Genomic DNA, 17186 nt, shown 5'->3' on the forward strand with positions numbered 1-17186 from the left:
CGCTTACTGCAGTGCCTGAATCAGTTGGGCCATGGCTTTGCCCCGGTGGCTGATGGCGTTTTTCTCTTCCGCGGGTAGCTGGGCGGCGGTGCAGTGCTTTTCTCTCACGAAGAAATGCGGGTCATAGCCAAAACCCTGATCTCCCTGGGCCTCCAGTACGATTTCCCCGTTCCAGGTGCCCTGGCAGATTAACGGCGTGGCATCATCCTCGTGGCGCATCAGTACGATCACGGCCACATAGCGGGCGTCACGGGAGACGTCGGGCGCATCGGTCAGCATCTCCACCAGCAAGGCATTGTTTTTGGCATCGGTGGCGCCGACCCCGGAAAAACGCGCCGAGTACACTCCGGGTGCCCCCTTCAGCGCTGCCACTTCAATGCCTGAATCATCGGCGATGGCGGGCAGGCCGGTGTATTTGCTGGCATTGCGAGCCTTGATGATGGCGTTTTCCACAAAGGTGGTACCGGTTTCATCCGCTTCCGGCACGGAAAACTCACTCTGGGCCACCACCTCGATATTCAGCGGCTCCAGCAGGCGCTGCATTTCGGCGAGTTTTTTGGCGTTGCCGGAGGCGAGAACGATTTTTTCCATGAAAAACTCCTGACGTCGTTAGCTGCGAGCTTCTAGCGACGAGCTGCGAGGAAAAGAGAAAAGCCGGGAACGTGGGTGCCCGGCTCTTCGTTATCTAACGGTTTAGCTCGTAGCTGCTTTTATACCGTCACCCGATAGATCGCAATTTCCCCGAACAGGTTGGGCCAGAGCCGTGCCAGCAGACCGCTGCGATGACGGCGGTTGATCACCTGCCGTTCCAGGATGCGAATATTGCTCTTGCGACAGTGGGTCTCGAAATCCTGCACGGTGCACAAGTGGATGTTGGGGGTGTTGTACCACTCGTAGGGCAGCGTGGAAGACACCGGCATCCGTCCTTTCAGGCCCAGGTAGGCGCGCACTCGCCAGTGACCGAAGTTGGGGAAGGTGATAATGGCCTCGCGGCCCACGCGCAGCATTTCATTGAGAATCTGGTCCGGGCGCAGCACGGCCTGCAGGGCCTGGGTCATCACCACGTAATCGAAGCGGTGATTCTGGAAATTGCCCAGGCCTTCGTCCAGATCCTGCTCCAGAACATTGACGCCTTTTTCAAAGCAGGCCGCCAGGTTGTCCTGGTTGATCTCAAGGCCGTAGCCGCGAATCTGCTTGTGATGCTGCAGATGGGCCAGCAGGGTGCCGTCACCACAGCCCAGGTCAAGCAGGCTGGCGTCAGCGGGGATCCAGTCACTGATCAGTTGCAGGTCATCACGCATGGTTGCCTGCCTCCACATTGTTGACGCCGTTTTCCACTTCGTTGGCGACCCTGTGCATATAGGCGCCGAACAGCTTGGTGTATTCGGGGATATCCAGCAGGAAGGCGTCGTGGCCTTTGGGCGTATCGATTTCCGCGTAGCTCACATCGCGGCCGGCATGGACCAGGCCGTTGACGATTTCGCGGCTGCGCTCCGGCGCAAAACGCCAATCGGAAGTGAACGACATGACCAGGAATTTGCACTCCGGTTTTGCCAGGGCGGTTTCCAGGGAATTATCGAATTCCCGGGCCGGGTCGAAATAATCCAGCGCCTTGGTCATCAGCAGGTAGGTGTTGGCGTCGAAATTGCGCGAGAACACTTCGCCCTGATGGCGCAGATAGGATTCCACCTGGAATTCCACGTCGAAGCCGAAATGGAAGCGACCGGCACGCAGATCGCGGCCGAACTTCATGCGCATGGCGTCGTCGCTCAGGTAGGTGATGTGGCCGACCATGCGCGCCAGGATCAGCCCCTGACGGGGGTAGGTGTCGTGCAGGTAATAGCGCCCGCCGTGGAAGTTGGGATCGGTAAGAATCGACTGGCGCGCCACTTCATTGAAGGCAATGTTCTGGGCAGACAGTTTCGGTGCCGCCGCGATGACCACCGCATGGCTGAGCCGGTCCGGATAGTCGATGGACCACTGCAGTGCCTGCATGCCGCCCATGCTGCCACCGATGACCGCGGCCCAGCGGGAAATGCCCAGCACATCCGCCAGCCGGGCCTGGCTGTTCACCCAGTCCTTTACCGTCATCATGGGAAAATCCGGCCCCCAGGGCTGACCGCTTTCCGGGTTGATGGACGCGGGGCCGGTGGAGCCATGGCAGCCACCCAGGTTATTCAGGCTGACCACGAAAAAACGATTGGTATCGATCACCTTGCCGGGGCCAATGCAGGCATCCCACCAGCCGGGACGCTTGTCGCTCTTGCTGGTATAGCCGGCGGCATGGTGGTGGCCGGACAGGGCATGGCAAATCAGCACCGCATTGGAGGCGTTGCTGTTGAGGGTGCCGTAGGTCTCGTAGACCAGCTCGTAGGACGTCAGGGTACGGCCGCATTCCAGTTCGAGAGCAGTATCAAACTGGAGCGTTTTGGGCTCGACCAGACCTACAGAGTCTTCAGCAGACCATGGAGCGTCGTCGGGGATCTGTTGCGGCATGATGACTCGCTTGCAAAGGATGCCGCAAAGTCTAAAGCCCGCCCGGTGGCCGTGCAATCGGCGACCGGGCGGTTGGCCTGCGAATCAGTGGATGATTTATGCCAGAGGGGAGAAATGTTCCTCTTCGCTGTGGTTGCGGATGTCGATGTGATGATCCAGCGCCTGGTGGACGCGATTGCGTTCATGTTTGCGATCCACATCGATCAGCAGCAGGTAATTGCCGTTTTTCACTGACTGCAGGTAGGGGGCCAGATGATGATTGGACTGGGAAATGCCGCGCAGACCGCCGGCCCAGGCACCGAAACAGGTGAAAAACAGGGCAGTAAGCAGCCATACACCCAGATGGGCATCCACGCCCCATGGATCGATGAACGCGATGGCATAACCGGCAAGCAGACCGATCAGCAGGCCGCGGGTGGCGCCGCTATAGCCATTACTCATGATGTCGGTATCTTCCCAGGGGGTGGTGGCGTTGATGCCGTGGCGATCCAGCTCACCGGCATCCCGTGCCATGACATGAATACGATCTCCACTGATACCGGCGGTATCCAGGCGGGTGATCGCGTTGCTGACCTGTTGCAGGTTGGGGACGAGATAGTAAACCCGATACATGCGTCTTACCCTCCGTCGTTATATGTTGGGTTCACGCTAAGCCTGCCACAGTGAGTGCCGGGTCAAAAAGTGATCAAGATGGGGTGAAGCATGGCAAAACAGGATCTTCTCGACCGCCTCTACGCCCAGGTGGCCAATGAGGAAGACGCCCGAACCTGCACGGACATCAGTGATGCCGCCTGTCGGGAGGTGCCCGGGAATTTCTTTCGTATCATCAGCGCGAACACCCTGACCAAGATCGGCGATCTGTTGATCAACCCGAAAACCGTGCTGGCCTGGCTGATCACCGCGGTAGGAGCGCCGTCTTACCTGGCGGCGTTACTGGTGCCCATTCGGGAATCCGGCTCGCTGATCCCCCAGTTGATGATCGGCGCCCTGGTGCGTCGCTACCCGGTACGCAAGGGCTTCTGGACCCTGGGGGCGGCGCTGCAGGGGATTGCCGTGCTGGCAATGGCCGCCGCGGTCTGGTTACTGGAGGGAATGCAGGCAGGTCTGACGATTATCGGTTTGTTGGTGCTGTTCAGTATCAGTCGCGGCTTCTGCTCAGTGGCCATGAAGGATGTGCAGGGGAAATGCATCCCCAAGTCTCGCCGTGGTCGCCTTACCGGGTTGTCCGCCACGCTGTCGGGGGCGATCACGTTTGCGCTGTCACTGGTGATCTTCCGCGGGGGTGAGGACCCGTCCATGGCGTTCTATGGCGCGTTGTTGGCGTCGGCAGGGGTGGCCTGGTTGGTGGCTGCCGCGGTGTTCTTTACCGTCGATGAGTATCCTGGGGCCAGCGAAGGCGGCAACAACGCCTTCAAGGAAGCGCTGGCCAGCCTTGGCTTGCTGAAAACCGATGCCCCTTTTCGCCGCTTTGTGATCACCCGCGCCTTGCTGATGGCCTCGTCGCTGGCTTCACCGTTCCTGGTGCTGGTGGCCCAGGAGCAGGCTTCTCTACCGCTGCTGCTGGGCAGCTTTGTACTGGCCTCCAGTCTGGCCAGCACCGTCAGCGCCACGGTCTGGGGCTATATGGCTGATACCTCCAGCCGCAATGTGATGGTGCGGGGTGGGGCGCTGGCGGCGCTGGTCTGTCTGCTGGCCGGTGGGCTTGCCGCGTGGGGGCCGCAAGCGGATTGGCTCCACTGGTTGTACCCGTTGGCCTTCTTTGTGCTCGCCATTGCCCATGCCGGCGTGCGTATCGGCCGCAAGACCTACATGGTGGACATGGCCGGTGGCACCAAACGCACGGACTACACCGCCGTCAGTAATACCGTTATCGGCGTTCTATTGTTGGCGGTGGGTGGCATCAGTGCCGGGGTGGCGCTGTTGGGGAATGACTGGGCCTTGCTGGTGCTGGGGGGGATGGGAGCGACAGGGGTCGTCAGTGGGAGATTGCTGAAAGACGTGTAAGTGATATCTCAAAACGATGTGCAAAACTTTACATTCCGGATGGACCGGCTAGGCTCCTTCGTTATTTCAAACGAAGGGAAGGGAACGATGAAAAATGTGTTTGTGGGGGTATGTTTGCTGGGGCTGACGTCGGCTGTACTGGCTCAAGAGCCTTCCGGCTTCATGGTTGGTGGTGGCTTGTCGCTGGACCGGGGGGATTTCGGGGAACAGTTGGAAGATGAGTTTCAGGCGTTCGTGTCTCAGGACATTACCACCGATGATGATGGCTTCGATACCGGCCTTGATGCCTATATCGGCTACGCCTTCGGAGGGGCTTCCAGCCTGCGTTTCGGCTACCGGAAATTCGGTGAGCAGAGCGGCGATATCAATGTCTCGGGCCTCGGTTTCGGTGGCTACAGCGTGGAAGCGGATGGTACATACCTGGCGGCTGATCTGTTGTTCCCGCTCAGTGAAAATTTCTACCTGGGTGGAACCCTGGGGCTACAGAACTGGGATGGTGACATCACTCTGAGTGCTCCCGGTGTTCGGGATCGGCTTTCTGAAGATGGCAGGGATTTCTTCTTTGGTCTGCGTACCAAATACCTTATCAATGAGGGGCGCGCCGCTCTGGTAGCTAGCTATAACCGTTACAGTTTTGAGGTTGAGGGAGGAGATGACCTGAAATACAGCAGCCTTCAGTTGGGTCTGGAAGCGTATTTCTTTTAAGGTTTGCAGAGGTAGGGCCGGTAGGGCCTGGCAGAATCAGGCCCTACGACTTCTCGAACAACAAATCCCACACCCCGTGCCCGAGCTTTTCTCCGCGGCGTTCAAACTTGGTTTCCGGGCGCCATGACGGCCGTGGTGAGAATTGTCCGGCACCGGCCGTGTTGGTGAATCCTTCGGCACCGTTCATCACTTCCATCATGTATTCGGAATAATTCTCCCAGTCCGTGGCCATGTGCAGCACGCCGCCGGGTTGCAGCTTGCGATGCACCAGAGCCACCCAGGCGGGCTGGACGATGCGGCGCTTGTGGTGCTTTTTCTTGTGCCAGGGGTCGGGGAAATAAAGCTGGACCCGGGCCAGGCTGTTATCGGGAATACACAGCTCGAGAATCTCCACCGCGTCATCGCAGTAGCTGCGCAGGTTGCCCAGGCCGCGCTGCTGGATTTCCATCAGCAGGGCTCCCACGCCAGGGCGATGCACTTCGATACCGATAAAATCCTTTTCTGGATCGGCCTGTGCCATATCCGCCAGGGAGTGGCCCATGCCGTAGCCGATTTCCAGCACTCGAGGGGCGTCGCGATCGAAGACCGCTTGCGGGTCCAGCAGCCCATCGGCGCGTTCCAGGCCAAATTGCGGCCAGAGGCTATCCAGGGCATTACGCTGTCCGGCGGTGAGGCGGCCCTCTCGCAACACAAAGCTGCGCACTTTGCGCATGACCTTGCCGGTTTCCGGGTCTTTATCCTGTTTGATGAAGTCGAGCATGGGGCTGCCAGGTGAGTTGAGCGGGGGGCGATTGTAGCAAAAACCGCGAGAGGGTGGAGTTCACGTCACCTTGATGGCAGGCAGGTGATTATGATCCTGCAAGTCATGGTATTGAAAACCCCGTTACCCCGGCGCCGACTCTCCCCCAAGATCGGCGCCTTTTTTTTATCGACTGATGCCGTCCAGCGGTGAAGAAGCTGAGGCATAGGCTTTTCGGGGCATGCGTCCGGCCAGGAACGCCTCACGCCCCGCTTCGATCGCTTTTCTCATGGCGGAGGCCATCAACACCGGCTTCTGGGCATGGGCTACGGCGGAGTTGAGCAGCACGCCGTCGCAGCCCATTTCCATGGCGAGGGCGGCGTCGGAGGCGGTGCCGACACCGGCATCCACGATAATGGGCACGTTGGCTTCTTCCATAATCAGGCGGATGTTGTGTGGGTTGAGAATGCCCAGCCCGGAGCCGATCAGTGAGCCCAGCGGCATTACCGCCACACAACCCATGTCTTCCAGTTCCTTGGCCACAATCGGATCGTCGTTGGTATAGACCATCACCTTGAAGCCGTCATCGATCAGTTCCCGGGCCGCTCGCAGGGTGTGGGTGATGTTCGGATACAGGGTTTTCTGGTCGCCCAGCACTTCCAGCTTCACCAGATCATGGCCGTCCAGCAGCTCCCGTGCCAGCTTGCAGCAGCGCACCGCATCCTCAGCGGAGAAGCAGCCGGCGGTGTTGGGCAGGATGGTGTATTTGTCCGGGTTGATGAAATCCAGCAGGTTGGGTTCGTCGGCGTTCTGGCCGATGTTGGTACGGCGAATGGCGACGGTGACGATCTCTGCGCCACTGGTTTCGATGGCCTCGCGGGTTTCGTCGAAATCCTTGTACTTGCCGGTGCCGATCAGCAGTCGGGAAGAATAGGTGTTACCGGCAATCGTGAGCAGGTCGGACATGGGGCCTCGCCTCGGTTCAGGTTACTGCGTAATAAATAGGGGCCGGATGGTGTCAGCCACCGCCGATGGCATGGACGATTTCCACCACATCGCCATCGCTCAGGGTGAAATCGCCATGCTGGCTTTTCGGAACGATGTCCCGGTTCACTTCCACCGCCAGGCGGCGGCCGGCCAGATTCAGCTGGGTGACCAGGTCCGCGATGGTGGTGCCATCAAGAGTCAGGGTATCGCCGTTGACAGTAAGCTTCATGATAGAGATCAAACTGCCTTGAACAGGGACCAGGCCAGCATCAGCCAGCCAATGATCAGTGCGGTGCCGCCCAGCGGGGTAATGGCGCCGAGCCACTTTTGGCCGCTGAGCACCAGTACATACAGGCTACCACTGAAAACCAGGGTGCCGGCAAACAGCACCCAACCGGCGGTGACCATGCCGCTGGCGCCAAACGCCTTGGCCAGCAGCCCGCACAGCAGCATGGCCAGGGCATGGTAGAAATGGTATTCGCTGGCGGTGGACCACACGGCAAGCATGGATTCGTCCACGCGGGATTTCAGACCGTGAGCGCCGAAGGCACCAAGGATAACGGCCAATGCGCCGTTCAGGGCGCCGAGTACGAGCAGAATTTTCATGGAAGGTATGTTACCCGCTTGCAGGCATGCACGCAGCCCGTAACCGGTGAAAATCAAAAGCCCCTCGAGAATGAGGGGCTTTGCTGTCAGCGTTACGCGGCGATGGCGTTACGCAGCTTCTTGATGGCATTGTTTTCCAGCTGGCGGATACGTTCGGCGGACACGCCGTACTCGTTGGCCAGATCCTGCAGGGTGGACTTCTGATCGGCCAGCCAGCGACGCTCAAGAATGTCGCGGCTGCGTTCGTCCAGCGCCATCAGGGCGGAGCCCAGCTGTCGGCTTTCCCGTTCCTGCTGATCCTGTTCTGCCAGCAGATCCGCCGGATCGCTGTTGTCGCTGTGCAGGTAGGCGGCCGGGGACACCACGGTGCTGTCCTCGTCGTCGTTGGTGGGGCCGTCGAAGCTGGCGTCATAGGCGCCCAGGCGACCTTCCATTTCTTTTACCTGGGCAGCGGTAACGCCCAGATCATCTGCCACTCGCTGGGCTTCTTCCATGCTCAGACGACCCAGACGCTTCTTCTGGCCGCGCAGGTTGAAGAACAGTTTGCGCTGGGCCTTGGTGGTGGCCACTTTGACGATGCGCCAGTTCTTGATCACATATTCGTGGATTTCCGCCTTGATCCAGTGCACCGCGAAGCTCACCAGACGTACGCCCTTGGTGGGGTCGAAGCGTTTCACCGCTTTCATCAGGCCCACATTACCTTCCTGGACCAGATCGCCCAGGGGCAGGCCGTAGCCGGTGTAGCTGCGGGCGATGTGCACCACAAAGCGCAAATGGGCCAGCACCAGGTTGCGGGCGGCATCCAGATCCTGCTCATGGTAATACTGTTCCGCCAAACGTTGCTCGTCGTCTGCGCTGAGTACCGGCACGGCATTAACGGCTCGCATGTAGGCGTCCAGGTTGTTACCCGGTACTGCCAGCATAAGCGCCTGTGCTTGTGTTGAAGGGGTTGTCATGCGCGTTGTCTCCTCGTTGAAGACCAGTCTGTGTCCTTTTGTGCCGATGATATTAGCACTCGGTTGTTTGGAGTGCTAATAGGGAAAAAGGTTCCCGCCGATTGAGAGGGTCGATTGGGCAGTTACCGAGTCTAGGCCGGCCATGTGAACCGGGGATGAACAGGGAATTGGACACGGATGGAGGGGGGAAGGTTCCGGGGAAATCTGTTGTAGGAGCGGCGCTCTCTGTGCCCAGTGGGTATGAGCCGCGAATGCCTGGCACGGTTTGTCGCCAGTCTATTCGTGGCTCGAGCGCCGCTCCTACAGAGAGTTGAGGAGTCGTGGGTTAAAAATTCGGCTCGATATCGCCCAGGTGCCGGCCCACGGCCAACCAGGCGCCCAGAAGCCCCAGGATGCCGCTGAATACGGGCAGGATGATCAGGCTGGATGCGGCCATGGAGGTGAGTGACTCCTCACTATTGTACAGGGCCAGTAGTTCGTCGATGGGCCCGCCTAGCCACCACAGGGCCACCTGTACCAGGATGACCGCCGTTGCGCCGCCGGCAAAGCCGAAGCAGAAACCGGAATAGAGGAAGGGGCGGCGCACAAAGCCGTCGGTGCCGCCGACGATCTTCACCACCACGATTTCCTCCCGGCGGCTTTCGATGGCCAGGCGGATGGTGTTCACCACCACCAGTACCACGGCGGCGGCCAGCGCCAGGGTGAGGGCGGAAATCAGCCGTTCGCCCAGCTCGATCAGAGCATGCAGACGGCGCACCCATTCCACATCCAGCTGCACCAGATCGACGCCGTTCGCCTCCGCCAGGCGGTTTTCCAGGGCACGCAGGGTGACCGGGTCGGTCTCGTCCGGGTAGACCACGATCAGCGGTGGCAGCGGGTTGTCCGGCAGGGCTTCCAGGACGTCACCGAAACCGGACAGGGCCTTGAACTCTGCCAGTGCCTGTTCCCGGGTGATTACCTCGGTGCGACTGATGTTATCCAGCCCCTGCCAGTCGCTGGCCAGGTCTCGCTGGCGCTGCTCGCTGATCTCCATGTCCAGAAACACGGACAGGTGGGCATTGCCGTCCCAGCCGCGGGTAATGGCACGGGCATTATCCAGCAGTACCGCCAGCCCGGCGGGCAGGGCCAGGGCAATAGCGATGACCAGAATGGTCATGGCACTGCTGGTGCGTGCGGCGTTAAGCCGCTGCAGGGCATCCTTGAAAGAGTCCTGATGGTGCTGGCGCCAGCTGCGGAAACGGTCCTGCAGGGAGGTGCGGGCACTGTGCGCCCCGGCCACCCGGCGCACTCGCTCCGGCTTCTGGCGACTGGCCTTGATCGGGGTGGCGTTTCTGGGCCCCTTGTTAGCTGCCATGGTGGCCCCCTTCGTCGCCGTCGTGGATCAGGCGCCCCTCACGCAGGGTCAGCAGGCGGTGGTTATAGCGGGCGATCAGGCTCAGGTCGTGGGTGGCGATCAGCACGGCGACGCCGACCCGGGCGAAATCCTTGAACAGGTCCATGATCTCCTCGGAGAGGGCCGGGTCCAGGTTGCCGGTAGGCTCGTCCGCCAGCAGCAACGGCGGCTTGTTGACCACCGCCCGGGCGATACCCACGCGCTGCTGCTCGCCGCCGGAGAGCATGATCGGGTTGAGCTTTTCCTTGTCCAGCAAACCGACCTTGTCCAGGGCGGCGCGCACCCGTTTGCCGATATCACTGCGGGCGTAGCCGGCGATGATCAGGGGCAGGGCCACGTTGTCGAACACGGTGCGGTCGAACAGCAACTGGTGGTTCTGGTGAACCATGCCGATCTTGCGGCGCAGCAGAGGGATCTGCCTGTTGCCGAAGCCATTGAGATTCTGGTTATCAATGAGCACCTGCCCCTGGGTGGGGCGCTCCAGCATCATGATCAGTTTCAACAGGGTGGATTTGCCCGCACCGGAATGACCGGTCAAAAACGTCAGCTGCCCAGCGGGAAGCGTGAAGCTCACCTTGCTGAGTGCGTCTTTGCCGTTCGGGTAGCGTTTGCTGACCCGGTCAAACTGAATCATGACGTCCCTTGGGATGTGTTATGTCGCAGTAGGAGCGCCGCTTGAGGCGCGAACAGCCGTTGTCGCGAGTACAGTTCGCGCCTCAAGCGGCGCTCCTACAGTGCTATCGGCGAGGAGTGGTGTTGCTACCCCGCCACGTCTTCAAACAAGGCCTGCACAAACTCTTCCGCATGGAAGGGGCGCAGGTCTTCCAGTCGTTCCCCCACGCCGATAAAGCGAATCGGCAGGCCAGTGCGTTTGGCCAAGGCAAACAGGATACCGCCTTTGGCGGTGCCGTCGAGCTTGGTCAGTGCCAACCCGGTCACGCCGGCGGCATCGCGGAACTGTTCGGCTTGCTGGATGGCATTCTGGCCGGTGCCGGCGTCCAGTACCAGCAGCACTTCGTGGGGCGCATCCGGGATCAGCTTCTTCATCACCCGGGTGACCTTGGTCAGCTCTTCCATCAGGTTGCCGCGAGTGTGCAGGCGGCCGGCGGTATCGGCGATCAACACGTCCGCGCCGCGGGACTGGGCGGCCTGGACCGCGTCATAGACCACCGAGGCGGAATCCGCGCCGGTGTGCTGTGCCACCACCGGGATGTCGTTGCGCTCGCCCCATACCTGCAGCTGTTCCACGGCGGCGGCGCGGAAGGTGTCGCCGGCCGCCAGCATCACGCTCTTGCCTTCTGCCTTGAAGCGGCAGGCCAGTTTGCCGATGGTGGTGGTCTTGCCGACGCCGTTCACGCCGACCATCAGGATCACATAGGGTTTCTTGCTGCCGTCGATGTTGAGCGGTTGGTCCACCGGCACCAGCAGCTTGCGCAGTTCGTTCTGCAGGGACTCGTACAAGGCGTCAGCATCGACCAGTTCCTCGCGGCTCACCTGCCCGGTCAGCGCCTCGATGATCACGTCGGTGGCTTCCACGCCCACATCGGCGACCAGTAACTGGGTCTCGATGTCCTCGAAAATCTCGTCGTCGATTTCCTTGGCGCCCACCAGCAGGTCTGCCAGACCCTTGCCCAGGCCCTTGCGGGTCTTGCCCAGGCCCAGCTTCATGCGTGTCCAGAAGCCTTCTTCATTGTCGCTGTCATCCGCCGGTTCCGCCTGGCTCTCGGCCTGTGGCGATGGTTGCGGCTCAGCGGCAGGTGCTTCAACGGAGGCAGTGGCCGGGGGCGTGACAGCGGGCTCGGGTTCGCCAGAGGTATCGTCTTGCGGGGCGGGCGCCGTGTTGGTGTCGTTCAGTTCATCGGCATCCACACCGGTAAACATGCGCTTCCAGAAACCGGTCTTTTTTTCTTCCGGCTTGGGCGCGTTGTCGTCGTCGCGGGAAACTTCGTCGCTCATGTTCAGTCTTATCCAATCGCGAAGAGGGTAAATCGGGCCTCTTCCTTTGCAATGAGGCTGCAAGGACAGGGCGGTAAACCGGTATGCTATGCCGGCGATAAATAAAATGCGCCCTCCTGCAGGCTGGACGTTCGTCATGCATGCTGTTCAACAGTCTGCCAACGAACGCGCGGCTATCCTAACACTTCGCTCACGGGGGAGCAGCTTCCGGGGGGCGGTACGCAACACAATGAGGACAATGCATGAGAAAACTCATGGTGGCACTGGCGGCCATTCTCTGGAGTCTGACCGCCCGGGCAGAGCTGCCCACCCATGCCTTTACCCTGGATAACGGCCTCAAGGTGCTGATCCGCGAAGATCATCGCGCCCCTGTGGTGACCGTGATGGTCTGGTTCAAGGCCGGCAGTTTCGACGAAGCGCCCTATGAAACCGGCCTGGCCCACGTGCTTGAGCACATGATGTTCAAGGGTACCGAGCGACTGGGGCCGGGGGATTTCTCCAAACTGGTGGCCCGCTATGGGGGCAGCGACAATGCCTTCACCAGTTATGACTACACCGCCTATTTCCAGCAGTACGAGGTGTCGCGCCTGCCGCTGGCCCTGGAGCTGGAAGCGGAACGGCTGGGTAACCTGAAGATCGACGATGACGAGTTCCATCGCGAGTTGCAGGTGGTGCTGGAAGAGCGCCGCACCCGCACCGACGACAACCCCAATGCCCTGGCCTGGGAAAAATTCCAGGCGGTGGCCCGCCCGGGTACCGGCTATGCCCACCCGATCATCGGCTGGCGCTCCCTGCTGGCCCAGCTGCAGCCGGAACAGGCACGTAGCTGGTACGACCGCTTCTATGTACCGGGCAATGCCACCCTGGTGGTTGCCGGTGACGTGACCCGCGATCAGGTGGAGCCGCTGGTTCGCCGTTTCTTCAGTGATCTGCCCGCCGGTACCACGCCGCCACGGCCGACGCAGACGGTCACCCCCGCTGCCGGTGAACGCCGCCTGGATCTGGCCATGGCCGTGCAGGTACCTGCTCTCTACATGCTTTATAACGTTCCCTCCCTGGTGACTGCCGAGCAGAAAGGGGATTTCTACGCCCTGACCATGCTCGCCGGGGTACTCGATGGCGGCATGAGTGCCCGCATCGAAACCGAACTGGTTCGCGGCGAGAAGCTGGTGGCCGGTGCCGGTGCCAGCTACAGCGGCATCCAGCGCGGCGATGGCACCTTTACTCTTACCGCGACCCCGAACCCGGGTGTCACCCTGGATCAGGTAGAGCAGGCTCTGCGTGAGCAGATCAAGACCTTGCAGACCACCTTGCCGAGTGAGGACGAAATGGCGCGGGTACGGGCCGGCGTGCTGGCCAGCCAGGTGTTTGAAAAGGATTCGGTGATGGGCCAGGCCATGGAGCTGGGCATGCTCAGTACCCTGGGTCTGGATATCGATCTGGCCGAGCAGTTCGAGGAACAGTTGGGCAAAGTCACCGCCGAGGATGTGCAGCGGGTGGCCCGCCAGTGGCTGGTGCCGGAGCGCTTGGCGGTGGCCCATGTGGTGCCGGAGCAGGAGGAAGAACAATGATGCGGTTACCAGGAATGATGGGGGCCGCGGTGGCGGCGCTGATGCTCAGCGCCTGTACCAGCTTCCCGACCACGGAAAAACAAGTGGCGGCCAGCGAGCCCCAGGCGCCGCAGCTGGATATCCAGTCCTGGCAGACGGAGCAGGGCGCCAAGGTCATGTTCGTGCAAAGCGATGCCTTGCCCATGCTGGATATTCGTCTGGTAATGGCCGCTGGCAGTTCCCAGGATGACGGCTTGCCCGGCGTGGCCTCCCTGACCAGTGCCCTGATCGGCCAGGGCGCCGAGGCCCTCAGTGTGGATGACATCGCCCGGGGGTTTGAAGATCGCGGCGCCAGCTTTTCCTCCAGCAGTTACCGGGACATGGGCATCATCAGCCTGCGTACCCTTTCGGCAGCGGAGTATCGCCAGCCGGTGGTGGCGCTGTTCAATCAGGTGATCGGTTCGCCCAGTTTCCCTGAGGATGCGCTGGACCGTCTGCGTACCCGCGCCATGCAGGGGCTGCGCATGGAGCAGCAGGTGCCCGGGCCGCAGGTCAGCAAGGCGTTCATGGCCACAGTGTTTGCCGACCACCCCTATGGCCAGCCCAGCGAAGGGACCCTGGAGAGCCTGCCGCAGATCCAGCGGCAGCAGCTGGTGGATTTCTATGACACCTATTACGCCGCCGGCAATACCGTGATTGCCATGGTCGGGGACCTGTCGCGCAGTGAGGCTGAGGAGATTGCCGCACAGATCAGCGCAGCATTGCCGGCGGGCCCGGCGGCACCGCAGCTGCCCCGGGCAGAAACGCTCAGCGAGCGCAAACGCGAGCACATCGACTTCCCCTCCGCCCAGACCCATATCCTGCTGGGCAACCAGGCCACCTGGCGGGGCAACCCGGATCATGTGGCGCTGCACGTGGGCAACCAGATTCTCGGCGGTGGCGGCTTCGCGTCCATCCTCACCGACGAGGTGCGCCAGAAGCGTGGCTATGTGTACGGCATCGGCAGCGGTTTCTCGGCCATGGCGGCGGGCGGCCCTTTCCAGGTGCAGTTCAAGACCGCCAATGAGAATGCCGACGACGCACTGACCCTGACGCTGGATCTGATCCGTGAGTTTGTCGAGCAAGGGCCCACCCAGGCGCAGCTGGAACAGGCGCGGGCCAATATCCTTGGCAGCTTTGCCCTGAGCACCGCCGACAATAGCGACATCATTGGCCAATTGGGAGCCATCGGTTTCTATGATCTGCCGCTGGATTACCTGCAGTGGTTTAACCGCCAGGTACGCCAGGTCACCGTGGCGGATATCCGCGATGCGTTCCGCAGAACCCTGGATGTGGAGGACCTGGCCATCGTCAGTATCGGTCCGGAGGCGCCACAAATCCTCCAGAGTCAGGACAATGAGCCCCCCGCGGAACAGGGAGAGCGCAGTGGCGAATAGAGGCCCGAATCGCAAAGGCGGTGCCACCAGCAAGGGTCAGGTGCGGATTATCGGCGGTGAGCGGCGCGGCCATCGCCTGCAGTTCGTGGATCAGGGGGGCGATCTGCGCCCCTCCTCCGATCGCATGCGCGAAACCCTGTTTAACTGGTTGCAGTTCGAGCTGCCGGGCCTGCGGGTGCTGGACCTGTTTGCCGGTTCCGGCGTGCTGGGGGCAGAAGCGCTGAGTCGCGGCGCTCAGCGGGCGGTGTTGGTGGAAAAAAAGCGCGAACGGGCCGCCGACTTGAAGCGCCAGTTGTTGCCCCTGTTTGGTGATCGCATCGAGATCCACACTGCGGATGCCTTGCAATGGGCAGGGCAAAGCGCCTTGCAGTTTGACCTGGTGTTTGTGGATCCGCCCTACGACCTGGGGCTGGCGGAGCCGGCCTGTGCCGCGCTGGAAGAAAGAGGCTTGCTGGCGGCACAAGCCTGGGTCTATGTGGAAAGCCGTCGGCACGCTGAAGAACCGGTTGTGCCATCGAACTGGCAGCTGCACCGGGAAAAAAGCGGTGGGGATATTCGTGCCCGTTTATTCCGCCGGGAAGAAATTTGACTCCCATTCGTCGGGTTTGTGTCGACTTCACGGACAATCGGCACAATTACCCGTGTAAACGGTATGACCACTTCAGTGAACGTGATTGATGTCGCAGTCATGCCGGTGAATCATGTGTATTAAGCCATTAGGCATGGCTGGGGATGGTGGATACACGGCACATGGATCGGGCGGGGCAGCACAATGGAAAAGATACCGGAACGGATTCACACTGTATCGATTGGTCTGGATAAGGATCGCTTTCTGCGACAGCTGCTGGGCTATCTGGCCGAGTCTCTGCAGGAGGTCACCGGCATGGATCAGGCGGAAGGGTTCATCTCCCTGGTGGGGCAGAAAATTGGCGATGAGCTGAATGGTCACTACCTGCAATCCCTGAATCTGACCACGCTGGATCGTTTTCAAATTCCGGCAGTATTGGTTGATCTCAAGCGTCGTATCGACGGCGACTTTTACCTGATCCATGCGGATGAGCGACAACTGGTGCTGGGCAATCGGCGCTGCCCGTTCGGCGACAAGGTGATTGGCCGTCCGGCGCTTTGTATGATGACCTCCAACGTGTTCGGCGTGATCGCGGCGGAAAATGCCGGTTATGGCCGCGTGGATATCCAGAAATCCATTGCCAATGGCGATGGCCACTGTCATGTGGTCATTTCTCTGGAAGCCAGCGAAACGGGGGCGGGGCGGGAATATTTTCGCTCCGGTGAGTGATGCCGTGGTCGGCGGACTGCCGAGCCCTGATCAATGCCATGTCTATGCCGGTGTTCGTGGTCCACGCCGATGGCCAGATAGAGTGGCTGAATCGCAGGGCCAACCAGTTACTCGGCGATCGCGCCCCGAAAACGATCAAGTGTCTGCTGGCGTCGCCCTCACGCAGTGAGGAGTTTCTGCGGGCCATGCGCCGCAATCAGGCCTTTTCCCATCTGGCCCTGCGTCTTGTTGAGCCCTTGCAAGATAGCTATATCGCCAGCACCCGGATTGCCCGACAAGGCGAAGTCCTGGATTTCTGGTTGCTGGAGCTGCTGCCAAGACAATGGGTGGTGGGCGGCATGCATCAACTTTCCCAGATGGTCCAGCGGACGACGGCGTTGAAAAGGGAGCGAGCGGCCGCGGAGAAAACCGCGCTGGTGGCGCAGACCCAGGCTTCCCGGGATGCGCTGACCGGTATTGCCAATCGTCGCGCATTTGATGACTGGCTGGCGGCGGCACTGGCCGATCAACAGCAACAGTTGTCCGTGATGATTTTGGATCTGGACTACTTCAAGGCCATCAATGACACCCACGGTCATGATCTGGGCGACCAGGTGCTGCAGCGTGTGGCCCGGTTGCTGAGCGGGACCCTTACCCGTCGTGATGATCAGGTGGCCCGTATTGGCGGAGAAGAGTTCGGGGTATTGCTCCCGGGGGCGGATATCCATGCCTCCCTGAAAGTGGCCTGGCGGTTGGTGATGACCCTGCGCAATCACAATGCGGGCTGCCCGTCCGGTGACAGTTGGCAGCCGGTTACCCTGTCCGTGGGCGTGGCGACTCGTACTCCTGGCACTGCCATCACCGGCCGCGAGCTGATGCGTCAAGCGGATCGGGGTCTGTACCTGGCCAAGCAGCGCGGGCGGGATCAGGCGGTGCATGCGGCCCTGTCCGGCCAGTCAGACCCACCCAAGGCGGACGCGGGGTAATGGTGGCGCGCAGGCACAATCACCCTGCGGTCACCCACAATCCATGCCCTTCGCGCGTCGTCGGCAGGCAGGAAATGGCACAACCTGAACTAGTGT

At 61.0% G+C, this 17186-nt stretch carries 19 protein-coding genes; 7 read left to right on the forward strand and 12 right to left on the reverse strand.

The genetic code is table 11. From position 1 onward, the window contains the following. Positions 1–3 precede the first annotated feature (3 nt). From rdgB to ACMG4N_RS03720, 4 genes are all read right to left on the reverse strand, one after another. Positions 4–591 carry an RdgB/HAM1 family non-canonical purine NTP pyrophosphatase gene (gene rdgB, locus ACMG4N_RS03705; RefSeq protein ID WP_297764603.1) on the reverse strand — a complete coding sequence of 196 codons (588 nt, stop codon included), beginning with the start codon at positions 589–591 and terminating at the stop codon, positions 4–6. 119 nt (positions 592–710) lie between these two features. Then, complete coding sequence (metW, locus tag ACMG4N_RS03710; protein ID WP_035248636.1) at positions 711–1301, reverse strand: methionine biosynthesis protein MetW; 591 nt, start codon at positions 1299–1301, stop codon at positions 711–713. Then, on the reverse strand, positions 1294–2496 hold the full coding sequence (metX, locus tag ACMG4N_RS03715) for a homoserine O-succinyltransferase MetX (protein WP_297764609.1): 1203 nt from the start codon (positions 2494–2496) through the stop codon (positions 1294–1296). The genes metW and metX overlap by 8 nt, the downstream gene beginning before the upstream one ends. Before the next feature lie 96 nt (positions 2497–2592). Then, the gene (locus ACMG4N_RS03720) at positions 2593–3108 is read right to left on the reverse strand and encodes a hypothetical protein (protein ID WP_297764612.1); all 516 of its coding nucleotides are present in this window, start codon (positions 3106–3108) and stop codon (positions 2593–2595) included. A 90-nt stretch (positions 3109–3198) separates the two neighbouring features. On the opposite strand from ACMG4N_RS03720, the gene ACMG4N_RS03725 reads away from it, so the two are divergent. Both ACMG4N_RS03725 and ACMG4N_RS03730 read left to right on the forward strand, forming a co-directional pair. Beyond that, a complete protein-coding gene (locus tag ACMG4N_RS03725) occupies positions 3199–4500 on the forward strand; it encodes an MFS transporter (protein ID WP_297764615.1) in 1302 nt (433 codons plus the stop codon). A gap of 87 nt (positions 4501–4587) precedes the next feature. Then, entirely contained in the window at positions 4588–5205 is a 618-nt protein-coding gene (locus ACMG4N_RS03730) for an outer membrane beta-barrel protein (protein WP_297764619.1), read from the forward strand. Positions 5206–5248: 43 nt separating this feature from the next. Here ACMG4N_RS03730 and trmB read toward each other — a convergent pair whose 3' ends face one another. From trmB to ftsY, 8 genes are all read right to left on the reverse strand, one after another. Next, a complete protein-coding gene (gene trmB / locus ACMG4N_RS03735; RefSeq protein WP_414432918.1) occupies positions 5249–5965 on the reverse strand; it encodes a tRNA (guanosine(46)-N7)-methyltransferase TrmB in 717 nt (238 codons plus the stop codon). A 165-nt stretch (positions 5966–6130) separates the two neighbouring features. Beyond that, positions 6131–6910: a thiazole synthase gene (locus ACMG4N_RS03740; RefSeq protein ID WP_414432919.1), complete on the reverse strand. Its 780-nt coding sequence runs from the start codon at positions 6908–6910 to the stop codon at positions 6131–6133. 52 nt (positions 6911–6962) lie between these two features. After that, the gene (gene thiS / locus ACMG4N_RS03745) at positions 6963–7160 is read right to left on the reverse strand and encodes a sulfur carrier protein ThiS (protein WP_414432920.1); all 198 of its coding nucleotides are present in this window, start codon (positions 7158–7160) and stop codon (positions 6963–6965) included. Between the two features lie 8 nt (positions 7161–7168). Further along, entirely contained in the window at positions 7169–7537 is a 369-nt protein-coding gene (locus tag ACMG4N_RS03750) for a DUF423 domain-containing protein (protein ID WP_414432921.1), read from the reverse strand. A 92-nt stretch (positions 7538–7629) separates the two neighbouring features. Beyond that, positions 7630–8493, reverse strand: a complete 864-nt coding sequence (rpoH, locus tag ACMG4N_RS03755) for an RNA polymerase sigma factor RpoH (protein WP_414432922.1) — start codon at positions 8491–8493, stop codon at positions 7630–7632. Between the two features lie 325 nt (positions 8494–8818). After that, entirely contained in the window at positions 8819–9847 is a 1029-nt protein-coding gene (gene ftsX / locus ACMG4N_RS03760) for a permease-like cell division protein FtsX (RefSeq protein WP_414432923.1), read from the reverse strand. Beyond that, entirely contained in the window at positions 9837–10520 is a 684-nt protein-coding gene (gene ftsE / locus ACMG4N_RS03765) for a cell division ATP-binding protein FtsE (RefSeq protein ID WP_035248610.1), read from the reverse strand. Before ftsE ends, ftsX begins: the two co-directional genes overlap by 11 nt. A 125-nt stretch (positions 10521–10645) precedes the next feature. Next, a complete protein-coding gene (ftsY, locus tag ACMG4N_RS03770; protein ID WP_335626752.1) occupies positions 10646–11842 on the reverse strand; it encodes a signal recognition particle-docking protein FtsY in 1197 nt (398 codons plus the stop codon). Positions 11843–12084: 242 nt separating this feature from the next. On the opposite strand from ftsY, the gene ACMG4N_RS03775 reads away from it, so the two are divergent. From ACMG4N_RS03775 to ACMG4N_RS03795, 5 genes are all read left to right on the forward strand, one after another. Then, positions 12085–13413 carry a pitrilysin family protein gene (locus ACMG4N_RS03775; protein ID WP_335626753.1) on the forward strand — a complete coding sequence of 443 codons (1329 nt, stop codon included), beginning with the start codon at positions 12085–12087 and terminating at the stop codon, positions 13411–13413. Beyond that, positions 13410–14828 (forward strand): M16 family metallopeptidase, encoded by a 1419-nt coding sequence (locus ACMG4N_RS03780; protein ID WP_414432924.1) that lies wholly within the window; start codon positions 13410–13412, stop codon positions 14826–14828. The genes ACMG4N_RS03775 and ACMG4N_RS03780 overlap by 4 nt, the downstream gene beginning before the upstream one ends. After that, the gene (gene rsmD / locus ACMG4N_RS03785) at positions 14818–15417 is read left to right on the forward strand and encodes a 16S rRNA (guanine(966)-N(2))-methyltransferase RsmD (RefSeq protein ID WP_297764641.1); all 600 of its coding nucleotides are present in this window, start codon (positions 14818–14820) and stop codon (positions 15415–15417) included. The genes ACMG4N_RS03780 and rsmD overlap by 11 nt, the downstream gene beginning before the upstream one ends. 183 nt (positions 15418–15600) lie before the next feature. Continuing rightward, positions 15601–16125 carry a methanogen output domain 1-containing protein gene (locus ACMG4N_RS03790; protein WP_297764643.1) on the forward strand — a complete coding sequence of 175 codons (525 nt, stop codon included), beginning with the start codon at positions 15601–15603 and terminating at the stop codon, positions 16123–16125. Continuing rightward, complete coding sequence (locus ACMG4N_RS03795) at positions 16125–17090, forward strand: sensor domain-containing diguanylate cyclase (protein WP_297764646.1); 966 nt, start codon at positions 16125–16127, stop codon at positions 17088–17090. Before ACMG4N_RS03790 ends, ACMG4N_RS03795 begins: the two co-directional genes overlap by 1 nt. Positions 17091–17186: the final 96 nt, after the last annotated feature.

The sequence above is a fragment of the Alcanivorax sp. IL2 genome (genome assembly GCF_047495475.1).
Classification (GTDB): Bacteria; Pseudomonadota; Gammaproteobacteria; order Pseudomonadales; family Alcanivoracaceae; genus Alcanivorax.